Raw genomic sequence first — 15,066 nt, 5'->3', positions numbered from 1 at the left:
ATGTGTGAAAATTAGTGTCACGGGCGCGTAAATTTTGTAAACTTTGTAAACATACAGTTCAGGACAGGGAAGCAAAGGCGAAACGCGATGGCCAAGCACTACGCGGGGGCAAGAATTCACACGCTGCGTACCACCGAAGGGCTCACCCAGGTGGACATGGCGCGCAAACTCGGCATCTCCACCAGCTACCTCAACCAGCTCGAAAACGACCAGCGGCCACTCACCGTGACCGTGCTTTTGCAACTCACCCAGGTGTTCGGCCTCGACGCCAGCTACTTCTCCCCCGCCTCCGAACAGCGAGTCGCCGGCGAGCTCGCAGAGCTGCTTCCCGGCGTCCCCGACGCCGACCTCGCAGACATCGCCCTGCGCTACCCCGCCGTCGCCGAAGGCATCAAAGCGCTGCCCGCACTACTCGCCGGTACCGCCAACAACCCGCACATCGTGGTCCGCGACTTCTTCCAGCAGCACAACAACTACTTCCACGACCTCGACTGCGCCGCCGAAGACTTCGCCGCCGGCGCCCACGCCCGCCAACTGCGGCTCACCCGCATCGCCGGCGCGCTCGACCGCGACTACGGCTACACCGTCCGCTTCAACCAGGCAACCGCCGGCGAGCGCTCACTCGCGGATGCCGCAAGCCGCGAAATCCGCGTCCGCGCCGGGCTCACCGAAGCCCAGCAGTGCTTCGAGCTGTCCTACCACTACGCGCGCATCGCGCACCGCCCGCTTCTCGACGCCCACGTCTCCCCCATCGCCGCCCCCCGCGCCCGCCAACTCGCCCGCCACGGACTCGCGCAATACTTCGCCGCCGCCGTCACCATGCCGTACTCGCTCTTCCTGGAGGCGGCCGAGGAGACCCGCTACGACATCGACGTCATCTCCGCCCGCTTCGGCACCGGCTTCGAGTCGACCTGCCAGCGCCTCGGCACCCTGCAGCGCCCCGGCGCCGCCGCAATCCCCTTCGTGTTCATCCGCACCGACCGGGCGGGCAACATTTCGAAGCGGCAGTCCACCACCTCGTTCCACTTCTCACAGCGCGGAGGCACCTGCCCCCTGTGGGTCGTGCACCGCGCCTTCGAAACGCCAAACCGCGTCACCCGGCAGGTCTCCGTCATGCCCGACGGGCGCACGTACATGTGGGTGGCGCGGATGGTGCAGGGCCCCGCCGTGGAATTCGGCGCGCCCCGGAAAGAAAACGCGGTGACGCTCGGCTGCAACGCAGCCCACGCCGACCGCATGGTCTACGCCGACGGGCTCGACCTCTCACCGGACTCCGCCACCCCGATCGGGCCCGGCTGCGAGACTTGCCCGCGGCACGAATGCCCGCAGCGGGCGTTCCCAGCGCTGTGAACTAGTCCAGGTCTAGTCCAGATCTGTTATGTCTATAGAGTTTTTGGACACGGAGTCTAATGACTTATTGGACACGGAATCCATGGAGTTCTTGGACACTTTCTAGCGGATCATTCTCGTGGTCTGTGCTGCGGTCACAAGCAGGACAGTTACGGGGTGCTTCGCCGTGCTTGATCGTGCTTCGTTGCCTCGGCAAGGTGAGGTTGGCTCACCGGCCGTGCGGCCCGTGGCGTACCGCTGCCGGAGGCTGCGCACTGAAGAGCTCTCGCCGCCAGGGGCTGTGTAGATCATCTCGGGGCTGTCGGCGGCGACCAGGGCTTAAAGCACGTGCTCCTTGAGTCTTAGGGTGGTCTGCCGTCGGCGGCTATACACGCACCGCTGCTCCCGCGTAGTTGGCCTTGGACTTTCATCCGCGCTTCTGAACGACGCCATCGGAGTGATGGCTTTGTCGACATTAGGGGACTCGAGGGCAACCAGCTCGCGGCGTTTTTCTATAGCGAAAACCATTCAGCCTTTCCGCTACTGGGAATGTCCAAAATGCCCTTAGACATCCCGTCCAAAAAGTCGTTGGACTCCTTGTCCAAAAAGCCCTTAGACATGACAGGTCTAGTCCAGATCTGACTTCTTCACCAGGCGGCGCGCCGCCTCCGTCACGGAGCCGGACAGCGACGGGTAGACCGCCATGGAATTGGCCAGCTGCGCGACAGTGAGGTTGTTCGCCACCGCGATGGTCAGCGAGTGGATGAGCTCGGAGGCGGTCGGCGCGACGATCACGCCACCGACGACCTGGCCGGAGCCCTTGCGGGCGAAGATCTTGACAAAGCCGTGCTGCAGCGAGCGCATCTTCGCGCGCGCGTTGGTGGCCAGCGGCAGCTTGTACACGTCGGCGGCGATCTTGCCGTCCTTGATCTCCTGCTCGGTCACGCCCACCGCCGCGATCTCCGGGCGGGTGAACACGGCGTTGCCGACAGTCTTGATGCGCAGCGGTTTCACGCCCTCGCCGAGCGCGTGGTCGACGGCGATGCGGCCTTGCTGCGCGGCGACAGAGGCGAGCGGCATGAGGTCGGTGCAGTCGCCCGCTGCGTAGATACCGGCGACGTTGGTGCGGGAAACACGGTCGACGTGGATGTGGCCGGACGGGGTGGTCTCCACGCCCGCAGCTTCCAGGTTCAGGTCGGCGGTGTTCGGGATCGAGCCAATCGACATCATCACGTGCGAGCCCTCGATGGCGCGCCCGTCGGTGGTGTGGACGATCACGCCGTCACCGGTGTTTTCCACGCGCTCGACGCGCGCATCCTTCTCCAGCTGCACACCCAGGTTGCCCAGGACGGTCTCGAGCACGTCGGCGGCATCCGCGTCGTCGTGCGGCAGAATGCGGTTGCGCGAGGCGACCATGGTCACCTTCACACCCAGCTCGGCGAAGGCGGAGACGAACTCCGCACCGGTGACACCGGAGCCGACCACGATCAAGTGGGTGGGCATCTCGATCAGGTTGTACATCTGGCGCCAGTTGAGGATGCGCTCCCCGTCCGGCTCCGCACCCTTGAGCACGCGCGGGCTCGCGCCGGTGCAGACGAGTACCATGTCGCAGGTGATTTCCTCGGTCGTGCCGTCGGCAAGCTCGACCTCGAGGCTGTGGGTGGTGTGGCCCTTCTGCTCGTCGGTAAAGCGCGCCCGCCCGTCGATAAACTGCACGCCCACGCGGTCGAGCTGCTCGCGGATGTCGCGCGATTGTTCGGCGGCCAACGCCACGACACGGTTGTTCAGCGCGCTCAGCGCCAGCTTCGCCTCGCCCAGGCCGTGGTTGAGCCCCATGTCGTCGGCGCGGCGCAAGTCCGTCTTAATGTTGGCGCCCGCAATGAAGCTTTTCGACGGCACGACGTCCTTCCGGATCGCCGAACCGCCAGCCCCCTGGTCTTCCACCACGACGATCTCCGCGCCGTAGTTCGAGGCGACCAGCGCCGCCTCGTAGCCCGCCGGGCCTCCACCAACAATGACGATCTTCTTCGACACCGAGTTCTTCTCCCCTTATGTACGTGAATCTAGATTTTTCCTGAGCCAGTCTACCGGCCAGGCGCAGGCGACGCTGATTGTGCGTTGAAGTACTGCTCCACCACCGAGCCGAAGAAGCGCACGCCGACGGCAATCGCGCGCTCGTCGATGTTCAGGTTGCCCTGGTGCAGGTCGTACTTCTCGCCCGCTCCGCTCCACGCACCGAGGCGCACCATCGCGCCCGGGACGTGTTCGAGGTACCAAGAGAAGTCCTCCCCGCCGGAGGACTGCGGGGCCGTGACGATCGCGTGCGGGTCGACTGCGCGGCCGGCGGTGGCGGCAAGGGCGGTCGCCGCGTCGTCGTTCAGCACCGGCGGCACCCCGCGCACGTAGTCGAGGTGGTACGTGCAGCCAGTCGGGGCGACGACCAGGTCGATCAGGTCCGTGAGCAGGTCCTCCAGGCCGCGCCAGGTGGTGATATCCGCGGTGCGGATCGTGCCCTCCAGCACGCCCGCCTTCGGGATCGCGTTCGGCGCGTCGCCCGCATCCACGTGCCCGAAGACCAGCACCGTGCCGGTGCGCGGGTCCACACGGCGCGAGAGCAGCGCGGGCAGCTGGGTGATCAGCGCGCCGAGCGCGTAGACCACATCGGCCGTCAGCTGCGGGCGCGAGGTGTGCCCGCCCGGGCCTTCGACCCGCAGGCGCAGCACGTCCGAGGCCGAGGTGATCGCCCCGGCGCGCACACCGACCTGGCCAACGCGCAGCTTCGGCTCCGCGTGCAGCGCGTAGATGGTGCGCACGCCTTCGAGCCCGCCCCACTTGATCACGTCGAGCGCGCCGCCGCCCATGACCTCTTCGGCCGGCTGGAAGATGATGCGGACGCCGTGGGGCAGGTCGACGTCGGCAAGCGCGCAGGCGAGCGCCAAGGCCACGGTGGTGTGCACGTCGTGGCCGCAGGCGTGGGAGATCCCCTGCACCGTCGAGGCGAAAGGCAGACCGGTCTGCTCAGTGACCTTCAGCGCGTCGATGTCCGCGCGAAACGCGAGGCGATCCCCCGTCTCCGGGCCGATGTCCACGTACAGACCGGTGCCGGGAAAGGGCACGGGCTGCAGACCGTGCGCGACCAGCACATCGTGGAGGAACTTGGTGGTCTCCACCTCTTCGTTGGACAGCTCCGGGTGCGAGTGCAGATGGCGACGCCACCCCAAAACCTCGTCGTGGTGCTGCGTCACCCAAGCGTCGACGGCCGCGGCGATTGATGCCGTTTCTGCCACTGCGCCTCCTTCTGCCTCGCTGATTTAGGTGTTGAACGTGTTAAGTCTACGCGCCCCCTTACACGTCGATGTTGCGCGGCCCGTACAGGCGATCGCCCGCGTCCCCCAGGCCCGGCACGATGTAGGCCTGCTCGTTGAGGCCCGGGTCAATCGCCGCAGTAATCAGGCGGACCGGCCCGCCGTGAGCTTTGAGCTTATCGACGCCCGGCTGCGCACTCACCATGCACACGCACGTAATATCGTCCGCCCCGCGCGCCACGAGCAGGTCAATCGCGTGGATGAGCGAACCGCCGGTGGCCAGCATCGGGTCAACCAAGAACACCGGCTGGCCGGACAGGTCCTCCGGCAGCGCCTCCAAGTATGGCACCGGCTCGTGGGTCTCCTCGTTGCGCGCCATGCCGATGAAGCCGACCTGCGCATCCGGAATCATCGAGAGCGCCGGGTCGATCATGCCGAGACCCGCGCGGATGATCGGCACGATAATCGGCGGGGTGCGCAGCCGCGAACCGCGCGCGGTGGCCACGGGCGTGGCGGTGTCAAAGGTCTCCACCTCGAGGTCACGGCAGGCCTCATAAATCAGCATGGCTCCGAGGTCAGCGAGCGCGGCGCGGAAGGCGGCGTTGTTGCTGCGCTCGTCGCGCATGATCGTCAGGCGGGAGGCGGCCAGGGGGTGTTCCACAATGGTGATGTCCATAGGCCCCAATGGTAGACGACGTGTTCGCGGACGCCTTTTTAAACTTTTTCGCCTCCGGAGGGAACCGGACCCGCGTTGCGTGCGTCTAACAATGCATGGACATATTTGAACTCGAAGCCTCGCTCGTCAACTCGCACACCGACTCCCTGCGCGCCGACGCCGGTGCGCTCAACCACCTGACGCATCTCCCCATCCCCGAACTCGGGCCCGTAGCCAACTTCGCCCGCGCCGTCGACAGCGCCATTGCCTGTGCTAACACCAAGGCCGACGAGTTGCGGGAGGCCGCCCACCGCATCGCCGGCAACATGGACTTAACCGCCCAGGCGGCCTACCACGTCGATGAAACCACCGGCCAGTGTCTGGAGGCAGGACTGTGAGCACACCAACACTCGGTAGCGCGCTCACCCAATTCGCGCAGCACCCCACGGTTGACGCCACGCTCAACGTGGTCAAAGGCTCCCCCATCGACCCGATCTACGCCATGGGCAAGATCCTCGGGGCATGCCCCGAGCCGATCCCCACCCTGCCGCCGTTTTCCACCCCGGGCTTCGACGACTTCGGCGCGCTCGCTGCAATGGTCGGCGGTGACCCGCAGCGCTTCCAGGAGGCCGCCGTGTCGCTCGCCGCGCAGCGCGACGAGATCAGCGACCTCGTCGTTGCGGGCGGCGTCTACGTCGCCACGGCAGTCGCCGAGCTCGTAACCACCGCCAATTCGATGGTGCGCAACGCGCTCGCCGCAGCTGGTGCCGCCACCGTGGGCGGCCCGCTCGCCCAACTCGCCGCAGCCGCGCCCGTCGTCACCGCCGGCCTGACCCGGGCGGGTCTCATCCTGGATACGCTCGGCAAGGATTTGGATAGCCTGGCCAACCAGCTCAATGAAACGACGGCGGCGCGTCAGGCACAGCAGGCGCTTAAGGCGTCGCCAATTGCCCAGCAGGCCGAGCATACGCTGCGCTCGCTTGCCGACGCCCCACAGGTCACCCCCACCGCCGCCTCCACAGATGTCGCCCCGCCGGAGCCGAACCAGCCGGTCTCCGACGAGCTGGGCGAGCGCCCCAACGCCGCGGGCAACGCCGCCGTCCAGGCAGCGAAGTCGCAGCTGGGCACCCCGTACGTGTGGGGCGGCAGCCAGCCGGGCGGCTTCGACTGTTCAGGACTGACCTCCTGGGCCTACAACCAGGCCGGGGTAGACATCCCGCGCACCGCCGCGGAACAAGCCATCGGCCAGCAGGTCGCCTACGAGGACCTGCAGGAAGGCGACCTGGTGGTGTGGGACGGGCACGTGGCCATGTACGCCGGGGACGGGATGATGATCGAGGCGGGCGACCCCGTCCAGCTCAACCCGGTGCGCACCGAAAACATCGGCATGCCGTTCCGTGGCTTCTGGCGGCCGACTGCCTAGCGCGCGGGTTGGGTGTGGTGCGCGCGCTGGGTTTTAGTAGAGTTTGCGTTCATGAGCACGCGCGCAATCCTCCCCGTGAAAATCTCGCTGACCCAGGGCGACTTCTACACCCTGTGGGCTCCAACCTGGAAGGAACACGGCGCCGAATGGCAGGCGTTCCTGGGCGATGACGAATCCGTGTTAGTGTTCGACTCACCAGCCGAGCTGCTGGCGTACCTGAACACGCACGCCAAGCACGACCTGAGCGACCACCCGAAGTGGAAGGCCTTTAGCGCCCAGGGCGACGACCGGGTTGTTCCGGATGAGAAGCACACCTTCGACATCATCGGCGCGCCCGAGTACTTGGCTGGGCGCCCGAGCCACGTGAACGTGTCCTCGCTCAACGGCGTGCTGCAGGTCGCGCGCTCCCTGGCTGATGTGGCGAGCGCCGAGCAAGCGCAGATCTTCTTCGCCTCCCACTCGGTGCTGGGCAACGTCGCCCGCGGCTCGGAGCACTACTCCGGCGACAACGGCATGGACGAATGGTCCGGCCTCGGCCACGTCGTGCTGGCGAATTGGAAGGACGTCGTCGCCTCGCTGGATGACTCGGTGCGCCGCGTGCCGACAAGCGAGCTCGACGCGACTGCGGTCAGCGCCGCTCAAAGCGCCATCGAATCCGCCGAGGCCGCCCGCGCGCAGGCGAAGCAGGCGGAAGAGTCCAAGGCGCGGGAGCAGGCCGCTGCCGCCGACCCGTACGACTCCACGCTGTGGGCCACCGCTGGCATCGACCCGGTGAAAATCTCGGTGCAGGGCAAAAGCGTCTACACGCTGCGCACCTACCTGGGCTCCACCCCGGTGTTCTTGGGCAAGTTCGGCGAAATCTTTACCTTCCCCACCGGCAAGCACCTGACCCGCTGGATCCTGGAGCACGACGACCACGACCTCGGCGGCGTGTCCACCTGGCCTGATCTGGTCAGCGCGGCAAACGCCGGCACGCTGAAGGTGGAGGTCCACCCGGACAACTCCTATTCCTTCAACGGCCTGGCTGAGGACATTGCCAAGGGCGTCGACGCGGTGGACACCCAGCAGATGGCGAAGGCCTACGAGCTGCTTGCCGACGCCGCGGACTGGGCCAAGGACGACTCCCTCAACGAGTTCCTGCTGGCCAACCCGCGCTTCCAGGACTACCTGGCGTACATGCTCGGCTCCACCGAGGCCGCAGGCTACGTGCCGTCCGCACCGTTTACGGATAAGGCGCAGAGCTGGCGCGAGATGGAAGACCAGCTGATCAAGCGCTTCTCCAAGTTCTAGGTCGCACTCTTCGGCCGCCGCCACTGGTCATCTCTTAGAATGTGGTGCTATGACTGCCGACCAAGTCGATCCGCTCATCACGTCCATCTACCGCTGGTTTGACGTATCCGGCGTGCTGCTGATGGGCGTCATCGGCGGCACGCTCGCCCGCCACCGCGGCTACGACATCATCGGCTTCTTCTTCATCGCCATGCTGTCCGCCCTCGGCGGCGGCATGCTTCGCGACGTCCTGATCAACGAAGGCACCGTCGCCGCCATGAGCCAGCCGGAGTACCTCATCCTCGCGTTCACGGGCGCACTGATCGCCCGCTTCACCTATTTCAAGGGCAAAGCCTGGGAGTTCCTCCAGAGCCACGGCGATGCGCTGGTGTCCGCGCTGTGGGCGTCGACAGGCGCATCGAAAGCGATCCAATACGGGCTGCCAATTCTGCCCACGATCATGATGGGCGTGTTTACCGCGACCGGCGGCGGCATGCTTCGCGACGTCGTCACCGGCGGCGTGCCCTCCATCTTCGGCGACAACCAACCCACCGTCATCCCCGCGGTCGCCTGCTCGCTGATCACGCTGCTCGGTAGCGCCACCGGGTATATGGCGCTCGGCATGATCCTGGGACCCGTGGTGAGTTTTGCGCTGTTCCTCATCGGGTACTACGGCAACTGGCGCGTGTCCACCAACTCCGAGTACGCCCCGGTAAACCAGGGCGCGGCCCAGGTGGCCACGCTGGCGAAGAAGGCGGAGCACCGCTCCCGCGCCGTCGCCCGCGAGCTGGAGCCGACGCGCGTGCGCTCCTGGCGCCACCGCCAGATGGAAAAGGCGCTGCAACGCCGGATCGAAAACGAGGTAAAGAAGGGCAAGCGCCGCTCCACCGCGCAGCACGAGGCGAACGATTTCCTCGAGGATTTCACCACCGAGTTCGCCGCGATCGACCCGTCGATGCTCGCTGAGGCGGGCATCCCGCAGCCCGAGTACGCCAAAGAGGAAGAGAGCCTGTTCGACGGCCTCGGCGTCGACCTCGCCGGCGACTCCTACGACGACTACGACGCAGAAACCCACACTACCGGCCAGTTCGAGGCCGTCGATCCGGAGACGGTGGCGATGCACAACGACATGTTGGACACGATCCTCGCCGACGAAAAACTCACCGACGAACTGATCGAACGCCTCGCCGCCCGCTACGCGCAACGCGATAAGGAGGCGTAGCGCGTGCCGCGCCACTGCCCCGCGTGTCCGGCGGCGTAGCATCAGTCCCTGTGCCTGGAAACGCTCATCTTTCACTCTGTCTCTCCGCGCTGCTGCTCAGCGCCCCGCTCGCGCTCGCTTCCCCGGCTGCCGCACAAGAACCCGATCCGCTGACGGAGTGGCCCCTGGAGCCGGTTGAGGGCTACTTCGCCGACAACGGCGAATGGATCCCGCCTGTGCGCATCGAGGCACCCAACACCGATAATTGCCCGAACGCGCAGCACCCGCCCCGGGCCGTGTCCACCTCGGAGCGGCTCGCGCCGGGCGCGCCTACCCCGCCCCCACTGCCGCAGGACTACGACGGCCCGTGCGGCGTCAGCGCCCCGGCGGGCTACGAGGTCCCCGACGACGTCTACGCCTCGGCCTGGCTCGTCGCCGATGCGGACACCGGCGAGGTCGTGGCAATGAAGGATCCGCACGGGCGCTACCGGCCTGCGTCGGTGATCAAGGTGCTCCTCGCGCTCGTCGCCATCAATGAGCTCCCGCTGGACAAGCAGGTCACCGTCTCGGCGGAGTCCGCGGACCAGGAAGGCTCGCGCGCAGGCCTCGGCGCGGGCGGCATCTACACCGTCGACGATCTGCTGCACGGTCTGCTCATGTCGTCCGGCAACGACACGGCGCACGCGCTCGCCCAGGAGCTCGGCGGCGACGAGGAAACCCTGCGCAAGGTCAACGCGCTCGCCCACGAGTTGGGCATGCGCGACACCTTCGTCGCCTCCTACTCCGGGCTCGACGCCCCCGGCATGTCGTCTTCCGCCTGGGACCTGGGCCTGGCCTACCGCGCCGCCTTCAACAACCCCGTCTTCGCGGCGACGGTCGACACGGAGTCTTACCCCTTCCCCGGCTTCGATGACACACCCGGCTTCGAGATGTGGAACGACAACCAGCTCTACCTGCAGGACCCGGACGGGATCGGCGGCAAGACCGGGTTCACCGACGACGCGAACCACACCTTCGTCGGCGCCGTCAACCACGACGGCCGCCGCCTTTTTGCCGTCGTCCTCGACACCACGATCGGTAAGCACCGCGCGTGGGGCCAGGCGCAGGAGCTGCTGCATGCCGCCTACCCGATCGCCGCAGGTGCGGGCGTCGCCTCGCTTCTCGACGCCCCCGTGACCCCCTCCCCCACGCCTACTCCCACCCCGACTGCTGCCCCTGCAATAGAAGAAAAACCGGCAACAATCCCGTGGCTGTCCATCGGGATCGTCGCCGGTGTCACCGTGCTCGCGCTTGTGGCGCTTGTGCTTAGTCTCGGGTCAAGAGGGAAACGACCCCGACACCGAGCGCGCCAATAGCCGCGCCAACACCGACCGCCTTGCCGGTACCAGTGCTGCGCGTTTCCTGGCGGGCGGCACCCGCGCGCACGTTAATCACTGCGGGCTCCGGCACCTCTGCCGGTGCCAGGCGCAGGCTCTCCTCCGTCGTCGCCGTCCAGGCGGAGACGTAGAGCACCACGCGCCAGATCAGGTACATCACGACCATCAGCGAGATCAACGGGCCGAAGATGGCACCGGCCGGGTTGCCCGTCAGCGAGCTGATGATCACGCCGGCGAACTGCTTGATCACCTCGAAGATGACCGCGCCGAGCAGCGCGCCCTTCATACCGGATTTCACCGGCACCTTCGTGCGTGGCAGGAACATGACCACCCACAGCATGACCAGGAAGTTCGCCAGCACGCCAACGAGCAGGCCAACCACCCACACGAGCACGCGCGCGCCCGGTACCTCGTCGAGACCGACGTACTCAAGCAGAGTATTAGTCCAGCTGGACACGCCCAGCGCCGTGACTGCAAACGCGACGACGAACAGGACGATCAGGCCAATGAGGCCGAGCAGGTCCCACAGCTTCTTCGTCACGAAGTTGCCGCCCTCGTCCGCGTCCAGGTTCCACATGGCGGACACACCGACGCGCAGGTTGTTCATCCAGCCCAGGCCGGACCACAGGGTGGTGAGCAAACCGATCCCGGCCACGGCCCCGCGCTGATCAATCGCAGAGGCGATCAGGCCGTTGACCATCTCGCCTAGGTCCCCGTCCATGCTTTGGGTGACCTGGTCCTGAATCTGCTGCATCAGGTCAGGCCGCGCGTTGAGGAAGAAACCAAGGCCAGCGAACACCAGCATCAAAAGCGGGAACAGCGACAACACAGAAAAGTACGTCACGCCCGCGGCAAACTGGTTGCCGCCCTGCGCCGCGAAGCGCTCGTTCATGCGCATCAGGTGGCCGACGGCCGGGGCCTTCTCCGCGATCTCGTCAGCGGCGCCCTCCTGCTGCTGCTTCGTTGCGCGTTCGATGCCATGGTCGTCGGTGTACGCCTTGGTTGGCGACGTCGATGTTGCCATACGGCAGTCCTTCCTCAAGTTCAGTGAGCTGGTGTCAGGAACTCAATCGTAGAGGAAAGACGCAGCCGTCGATAAGCGAGCGCCTAGGCGCGCTTGAGAAAACCGGTCTTCTCGTAGACCTCGGCGAGCAAAGGCGCAGCCACCTCGCGGGCGCGGGCCGCACCGCGAGCCAGGATCGCCTCGAGCTCCGCGCGATCCGCCATCAGCTCCTCATAGCGGGCGCGCAGCGGCGTGGTGAAGGCCTCGAGCGCGTCCGCGGTGTCCACCTTGAGCGCGCCGTATCCCTGGCCCTCGTAGCCGGCGACCAGGTCGTCGATGGACTTGCCCGTCAGCGCCGACTGGATGACCAGTAGGTTGGACACGCCCGGCTTGTTCTCCTTGTCGTAGGCGATCACGCCGTCGGTGTCGGTGACCGCGGAGCGGATGCGCTTCGCCGACGTCTTCGGCTCATCCAGCAGATTAATCAGGCCCTTCGGGTTCGCGCCCGACTTGCTCATCTTGGAGGTCGGATCCTGCAGGTCGTAAATCTTCGCCGCGCCCTCCGGAATGAAGCCCTCCGGCACCACGAAAGTCTCGCCGCGCTTCGCGTTGAAGCGCTCGGCCAGGTTGCGGGTCAGCTCCAGGTGCTGGCGCTGGTCCTCACCCACCGGCACGAGGTGCGGCGAGTAGAGCAGAATGTCCGCGGCCATCAAGACGGGGTAGGTAAACAGACCCACCGAGGTGCGGTCCTGGCCCTGCTTCTGGCTCTTGTCCTTGAACTGCGTCATGCGGCTGGCCTCGCCGAAACCGGTCAGGCACTGCAGCACCCAGGTCAGCTCGGCGTGCTCCGGCACGTGCGACTGCACGAACAGCGTGGATTTCTCCGGGTCGATACCCAGCGCGATCAGCTGCGCGCAGCCGGCGATCGTGCGCTGGCGCAGCTCATCCGGATCCTGCTCTACCGTGATCGCGTGCAGGTCGGGGATGAAGTAGAACGCCTCATAGTCGTCCTGCAGGTCGATCCACTGCTTCAGCGCACCCAGGTAGTTCCCCAGGTGGTAGGAGTCGGCGGTGGGCTGGATTCCGGAAAGGACGCGTTGCTTCGACATGGCTCCTTAGTCTATCCGTAGCGCGGGCGGAAGAGCGGGTTTGGGTGGGAAAACTCCCGGAGGTTCAGTCTCCGCCGCCCTTCACTTTGGCTAGACGCACCACTAGGGTTTTGGCATGACAAACGCGCCGTTGGACAAATCAGGAGCGGAGCTGAGCTCGCGACCCAGAGTGGCGGAAAGAGGCTGCTGAACTGGACGCAGCAATCCGACTTCACTGAGCCCCTCCAGGACCTCTAATGCTCCAACCACTCCGAGCGCAGCAGCCCGTGGCGGGAGCAGCAGGCCTCCCACCCGAAGGGGCTGATTTTCACCACCATGCGGCGCTCGCAGACCGGGCAGATCCGCGGCGCGTCGTAGGGGCGGTTCGGGTTGACGGGCAGCTGGAGCTCGCCGGACAGGATGGCGTCGGCAAGCTCGGTGCTGTCGGGCACGCGCATTAGAGGGCCTTGATGGTGTCGTAGAGCGCGCCGTGGCCGGACTTCATCTTCTGGCCGACCGGGGTGATGCCCAGGTCGAGCACGCGGTCAACGGCCTCGCGGTCCTGCTCGATCGGGCGGCCCAGGGTGGTCAGGTAGTTACCGCCGATAATCGCGTTGGCGCCGCCAAGGAGGCCGGCTTCGGTGCCGTCGTCGCCAAGCGCGAGCTCGGTGCCGCCGGCAAAGCGCAGCTGGGCGGTCGGCATAGCCAGGCGGAACGCGGCCACAGCGCGCAGCGCCTCGCCCTGCGGAACCAGCGGGCGGTCCTCAAACGGGGTGCCCGGGCGCGGGTCGAGGAAGTTCATCGGAACCTCGTGCGGCTCGATCTCGGCGAGCTGGGCGGCGAACTCGGCGCGCTGCTCCAGGGACTCGCCCAGGCCGATGATGCCGCCGCAGCAGGTCTCCATGCCCTCTGCCAGCACGTACTCGAGGGTGTTCTTGCGCTCCTCCCAGGTGTGGGTGGTCACCACGTTGGGGAAGAAGGACTTCGCGGTTTCGAAGTTGTGGTTGTAGCGGGACACGCCCATCTGCTTGAGCTGGCGTGCCTGGTCCTGGGTGAGGATGCCCAGGGAGGCGGAAATAGAAATGTCCACTTCCTCTTGGATGGCGGTGACCGCTTCGGCGACCTGGTCGAGCAGCTGCTGGGTCGGGCTCTTCACGGCGGCGACGATGCAGAACTCGGCCGCGCCCATCTTCTCGGATTGCTTGGCAGCCTCGACGAGCTCGTTGATGTCCAGGGTCACGGCGCGGACTGGGGACTCGAACAGTCCGGACTGGGAGCAGAAGTGGCAGTCCTCGGGGCAGCCGCCGGTCTTCAGGGAGATGATGCCCTCGAGCGAGACGTCCACGCCGCAGTGCTTGATACGGGTTTCGTGCGCGATCTCCAGCAGTTCCTTCAGGTCCTCGTCCGGAACTTGGAGGACCTGGAGGATCTCCTCCTGGTTCAGGCCTTCGCCCTTTTCCAGGGCCTTTTCGCGGGCGATATCAAGAATTGGTGCATGTGACATGGGTAATACTCCGTTCTCAATGTAATGACTGACAAAAGGCTACCGCATACCTTGAACACCGTTCAGTCAATCCCCGAAAAAAGCCCCGCCTCCCCAAATCTGGGGGCGGAGCGCGCATCTTAGTTTTCCGGCCGGCGGCGCTCGCTGCTCGGAGGCAGCCGCATCTTCCGCAGGCCCCGGTACGCCGTCCGGGCACCCGGGATGCGGCGGGCGCGCTGATACAAAAACGTGGTCAGCGCGTCGCGAGGGTCGTAGGCGGCCGCCGCCTCCTCGTCGTACTCGTAGACGGGCAGGCTCCAGCCCCGCTTCAGGGAGAGCAGTCGTACTCCGAGGACTGTCGCGAGCGTAGCCAAGATGACCACCCATTCGTGCGCGCCCAGCCAGTCAAGCCCCCACCACACCATGACGCCGATAACGGCGGCCGAGGCGTACATCTCCTTGTGGAAGACGAGCGGGACGCGGTCCGAGAGCACGTCGCGGAGCACGCCGCCGAACACGCCCGTGGTCACTGCCGCCACGCACGCGATGATGAAGCCGTGCCCGTGACTCACCGCGGTCTGGATGCCCAGCACGGCGAAGGTGGCCAGCCCGATCGCATCGGCGACGAGGAAGCTGCGCCGCAACCGCACCATCAACCAACTGATCCGCACCGTCACGGCCGCAGCGATAATCACGGTGAGCAGGTAGAGCGGCTGCTCGACCCACGTGACCGGGTAGGTCCCCAGGACGACGTCGCGGACCGTGCCGCCGCCGAGCGCGGTGAGCGCGCCCAGGGTGATCACGCCAAAGAGGTCCATGCGCATCCGGCCCGCCGCGACTGCCGCGGTCATGGCCTCGGCGATAATGCCGATGAGGTAGAGGATGACCAGCAGGTGCTCAGTGCTGAAGCCGGCGAAAAAATCAGCGATCATGC

Annotated in this window: 14 protein-coding genes; 6 read left to right on the top strand and 8 right to left on the bottom strand. The window is 66.3% G+C overall.

The genetic code is table 11. The features are described from left to right. The first annotated feature begins 87 nt into the window (after positions 1-87). Positions 88-1,350 (top strand): short-chain fatty acyl-CoA regulator family protein, encoded by a 1,263-nt coding sequence (locus CIMIT_RS02455; RefSeq protein WP_038588673.1) that lies wholly within the window; start codon positions 88-90, stop codon positions 1,348-1,350. Between the two features lie 606 nt (positions 1,351-1,956). On the opposite strand, the gene CIMIT_RS02450 is transcribed toward CIMIT_RS02455, so the two are convergent. From CIMIT_RS02450 to upp, 3 genes are read right to left on the bottom strand one after another with little or no spacing between them, the layout of a single operon-like run. Further along, on the bottom strand, positions 1,957-3,363 hold the full coding sequence (locus tag CIMIT_RS02450) for an NAD(P)H-quinone dehydrogenase (RefSeq protein WP_038588670.1): 1,407 nt from the start codon (positions 3,361-3,363) through the stop codon (positions 1,957-1,959). Positions 3,364-3,413: 50 nt separating this feature from the next. Beyond that, entirely contained in the window at positions 3,414-4,616 is a 1,203-nt protein-coding gene (locus CIMIT_RS02445; protein WP_095066745.1) for an amidohydrolase, read from the bottom strand. Positions 4,617-4,674: 58 nt separating this feature from the next. After that, on the bottom strand, positions 4,675-5,310 hold the full coding sequence (gene upp / locus CIMIT_RS02440) for a uracil phosphoribosyltransferase (protein ID WP_038588667.1): 636 nt from the start codon (positions 5,308-5,310) through the stop codon (positions 4,675-4,677). Between the two features lie 95 nt (positions 5,311-5,405). On the opposite strand from upp, the gene CIMIT_RS02435 reads away from it, so the two are divergent. The 5 genes from CIMIT_RS02435 to CIMIT_RS02415 are packed head-to-tail and all read left to right on the top strand — an operon-like array spanning position 5,406 to position 10,537. Beyond that, positions 5,406-5,687 (top strand): hypothetical protein, encoded by a 282-nt coding sequence (locus tag CIMIT_RS02435; protein ID WP_038588664.1) that lies wholly within the window; start codon positions 5,406-5,408, stop codon positions 5,685-5,687. Beyond that, a complete protein-coding gene (locus CIMIT_RS12295; RefSeq protein WP_231910325.1) occupies positions 5,684-6,712 on the top strand; it encodes a C40 family peptidase in 1,029 nt (342 codons plus the stop codon). Before CIMIT_RS02435 ends, CIMIT_RS12295 begins: the two co-directional genes overlap by 4 nt. Before the next feature lie 51 nt (positions 6,713-6,763). Next, positions 6,764-8,002, top strand: a complete 1,239-nt coding sequence (locus CIMIT_RS02425) for a hypothetical protein (RefSeq protein WP_038588661.1) — start codon at positions 6,764-6,766, stop codon at positions 8,000-8,002. Between the two features lie 49 nt (positions 8,003-8,051). Next, positions 8,052-9,203, top strand: a complete 1,152-nt coding sequence (locus CIMIT_RS02420; protein WP_038588659.1) for a trimeric intracellular cation channel family protein — start codon at positions 8,052-8,054, stop codon at positions 9,201-9,203. 50 nt (positions 9,204-9,253) lie between these two features. Further along, a complete protein-coding gene (locus CIMIT_RS02415) occupies positions 9,254-10,537 on the top strand; it encodes a D-alanyl-D-alanine carboxypeptidase family protein (protein WP_038593782.1) in 1,284 nt (427 codons plus the stop codon). Here the strand turns inward: CIMIT_RS02415 and CIMIT_RS02410 are convergent. From CIMIT_RS02410 to CIMIT_RS02390, 5 genes are all read right to left on the bottom strand, one after another. Beyond that, the gene (locus CIMIT_RS02410; protein WP_038588656.1) at positions 10,488-11,582 is read right to left on the bottom strand and encodes a YhjD/YihY/BrkB family envelope integrity protein; all 1,095 of its coding nucleotides are present in this window, start codon (positions 11,580-11,582) and stop codon (positions 10,488-10,490) included. The two genes, CIMIT_RS02415 and CIMIT_RS02410, sit on opposite strands and share 50 nt — an antisense overlap. An 83-nt stretch (positions 11,583-11,665) precedes the next feature. Continuing rightward, positions 11,666-12,670, bottom strand: a complete 1,005-nt coding sequence (gene trpS, locus CIMIT_RS02405) for a tryptophan--tRNA ligase (protein ID WP_038588653.1) — start codon at positions 12,668-12,670, stop codon at positions 11,666-11,668. A gap of 233 nt (positions 12,671-12,903) precedes the next feature. Continuing rightward, positions 12,904-13,107: a biotin synthase auxiliary protein BsaP gene (bsaP, locus tag CIMIT_RS02400; RefSeq protein WP_038588649.1), complete on the bottom strand. Its 204-nt coding sequence runs from the start codon at positions 13,105-13,107 to the stop codon at positions 12,904-12,906. Then, complete coding sequence (bioB, locus tag CIMIT_RS02395; RefSeq protein WP_034997388.1) at positions 13,107-14,153, bottom strand: biotin synthase BioB; 1,047 nt, start codon at positions 14,151-14,153, stop codon at positions 13,107-13,109. Before bioB ends, bsaP begins: the two co-directional genes overlap by 1 nt. Positions 14,154-14,272: 119 nt before the next feature. Beyond that, the gene (locus tag CIMIT_RS02390) at positions 14,273-15,064 is read right to left on the bottom strand and encodes a trimeric intracellular cation channel family protein (RefSeq protein WP_051904736.1); all 792 of its coding nucleotides are present in this window, start codon (positions 15,062-15,064) and stop codon (positions 14,273-14,275) included. Positions 15,065-15,066 lie beyond the last annotated feature (2 nt).

Origin of the sequence: Corynebacterium imitans (assembly GCF_000739455.1) — a bacterium.
Lineage (GTDB): Bacteria > Actinomycetota > Actinomycetes > Mycobacteriales > Mycobacteriaceae > Corynebacterium > Corynebacterium imitans.
This window is presented reverse-complemented; position numbering and strand designations above follow the sequence as displayed.

Excerpts from the sequence above, each read along its gene's own strand:
- CIMIT_RS02455 (WP_038588673.1), top strand. The coding sequence starts at position 88 with ATGGCCAAGCACTACGCGGGGGCAAGAATTCACACGCTGCGTACCACC.
- upp (WP_038588667.1), bottom strand. The coding sequence starts at position 5,310 with ATGGACATCACCATTGTGGAACACCCCCTGGCCGCCTCCCGCCTGACG.
- CIMIT_RS02435 (WP_038588664.1), top strand. The coding sequence starts at position 5,406 with ATGGACATATTTGAACTCGAAGCCTCGCTCGTCAACTCGCACACCGAC.
- CIMIT_RS02425 (WP_038588661.1), top strand. The coding sequence starts at position 6,764 with ATGAGCACGCGCGCAATCCTCCCCGTGAAAATCTCGCTGACCCAGGGC.
- CIMIT_RS02420 (WP_038588659.1), top strand. The coding sequence starts at position 8,052 with ATGACTGCCGACCAAGTCGATCCGCTCATCACGTCCATCTACCGCTGG.
- CIMIT_RS02410 (WP_038588656.1), bottom strand. The coding sequence starts at position 11,582 with ATGGCAACATCGACGTCGCCAACCAAGGCGTACACCGACGACCATGGC.
- trpS (WP_038588653.1), bottom strand. The coding sequence starts at position 12,670 with ATGTCGAAGCAACGCGTCCTTTCCGGAATCCAGCCCACCGCCGACTCC.
- bsaP (WP_038588649.1), bottom strand. The coding sequence starts at position 13,107 with ATGCGCGTGCCCGACAGCACCGAGCTTGCCGACGCCATCCTGTCCGGC.
- bioB (WP_034997388.1), bottom strand. The coding sequence starts at position 14,153 with ATGTCACATGCACCAATTCTTGATATCGCCCGCGAAAAGGCCCTGGAA.
- CIMIT_RS02390 (WP_051904736.1), bottom strand. The coding sequence starts at position 15,064 with ATGATCGCTGATTTTTTCGCCGGCTTCAGCACTGAGCACCTGCTGGTC.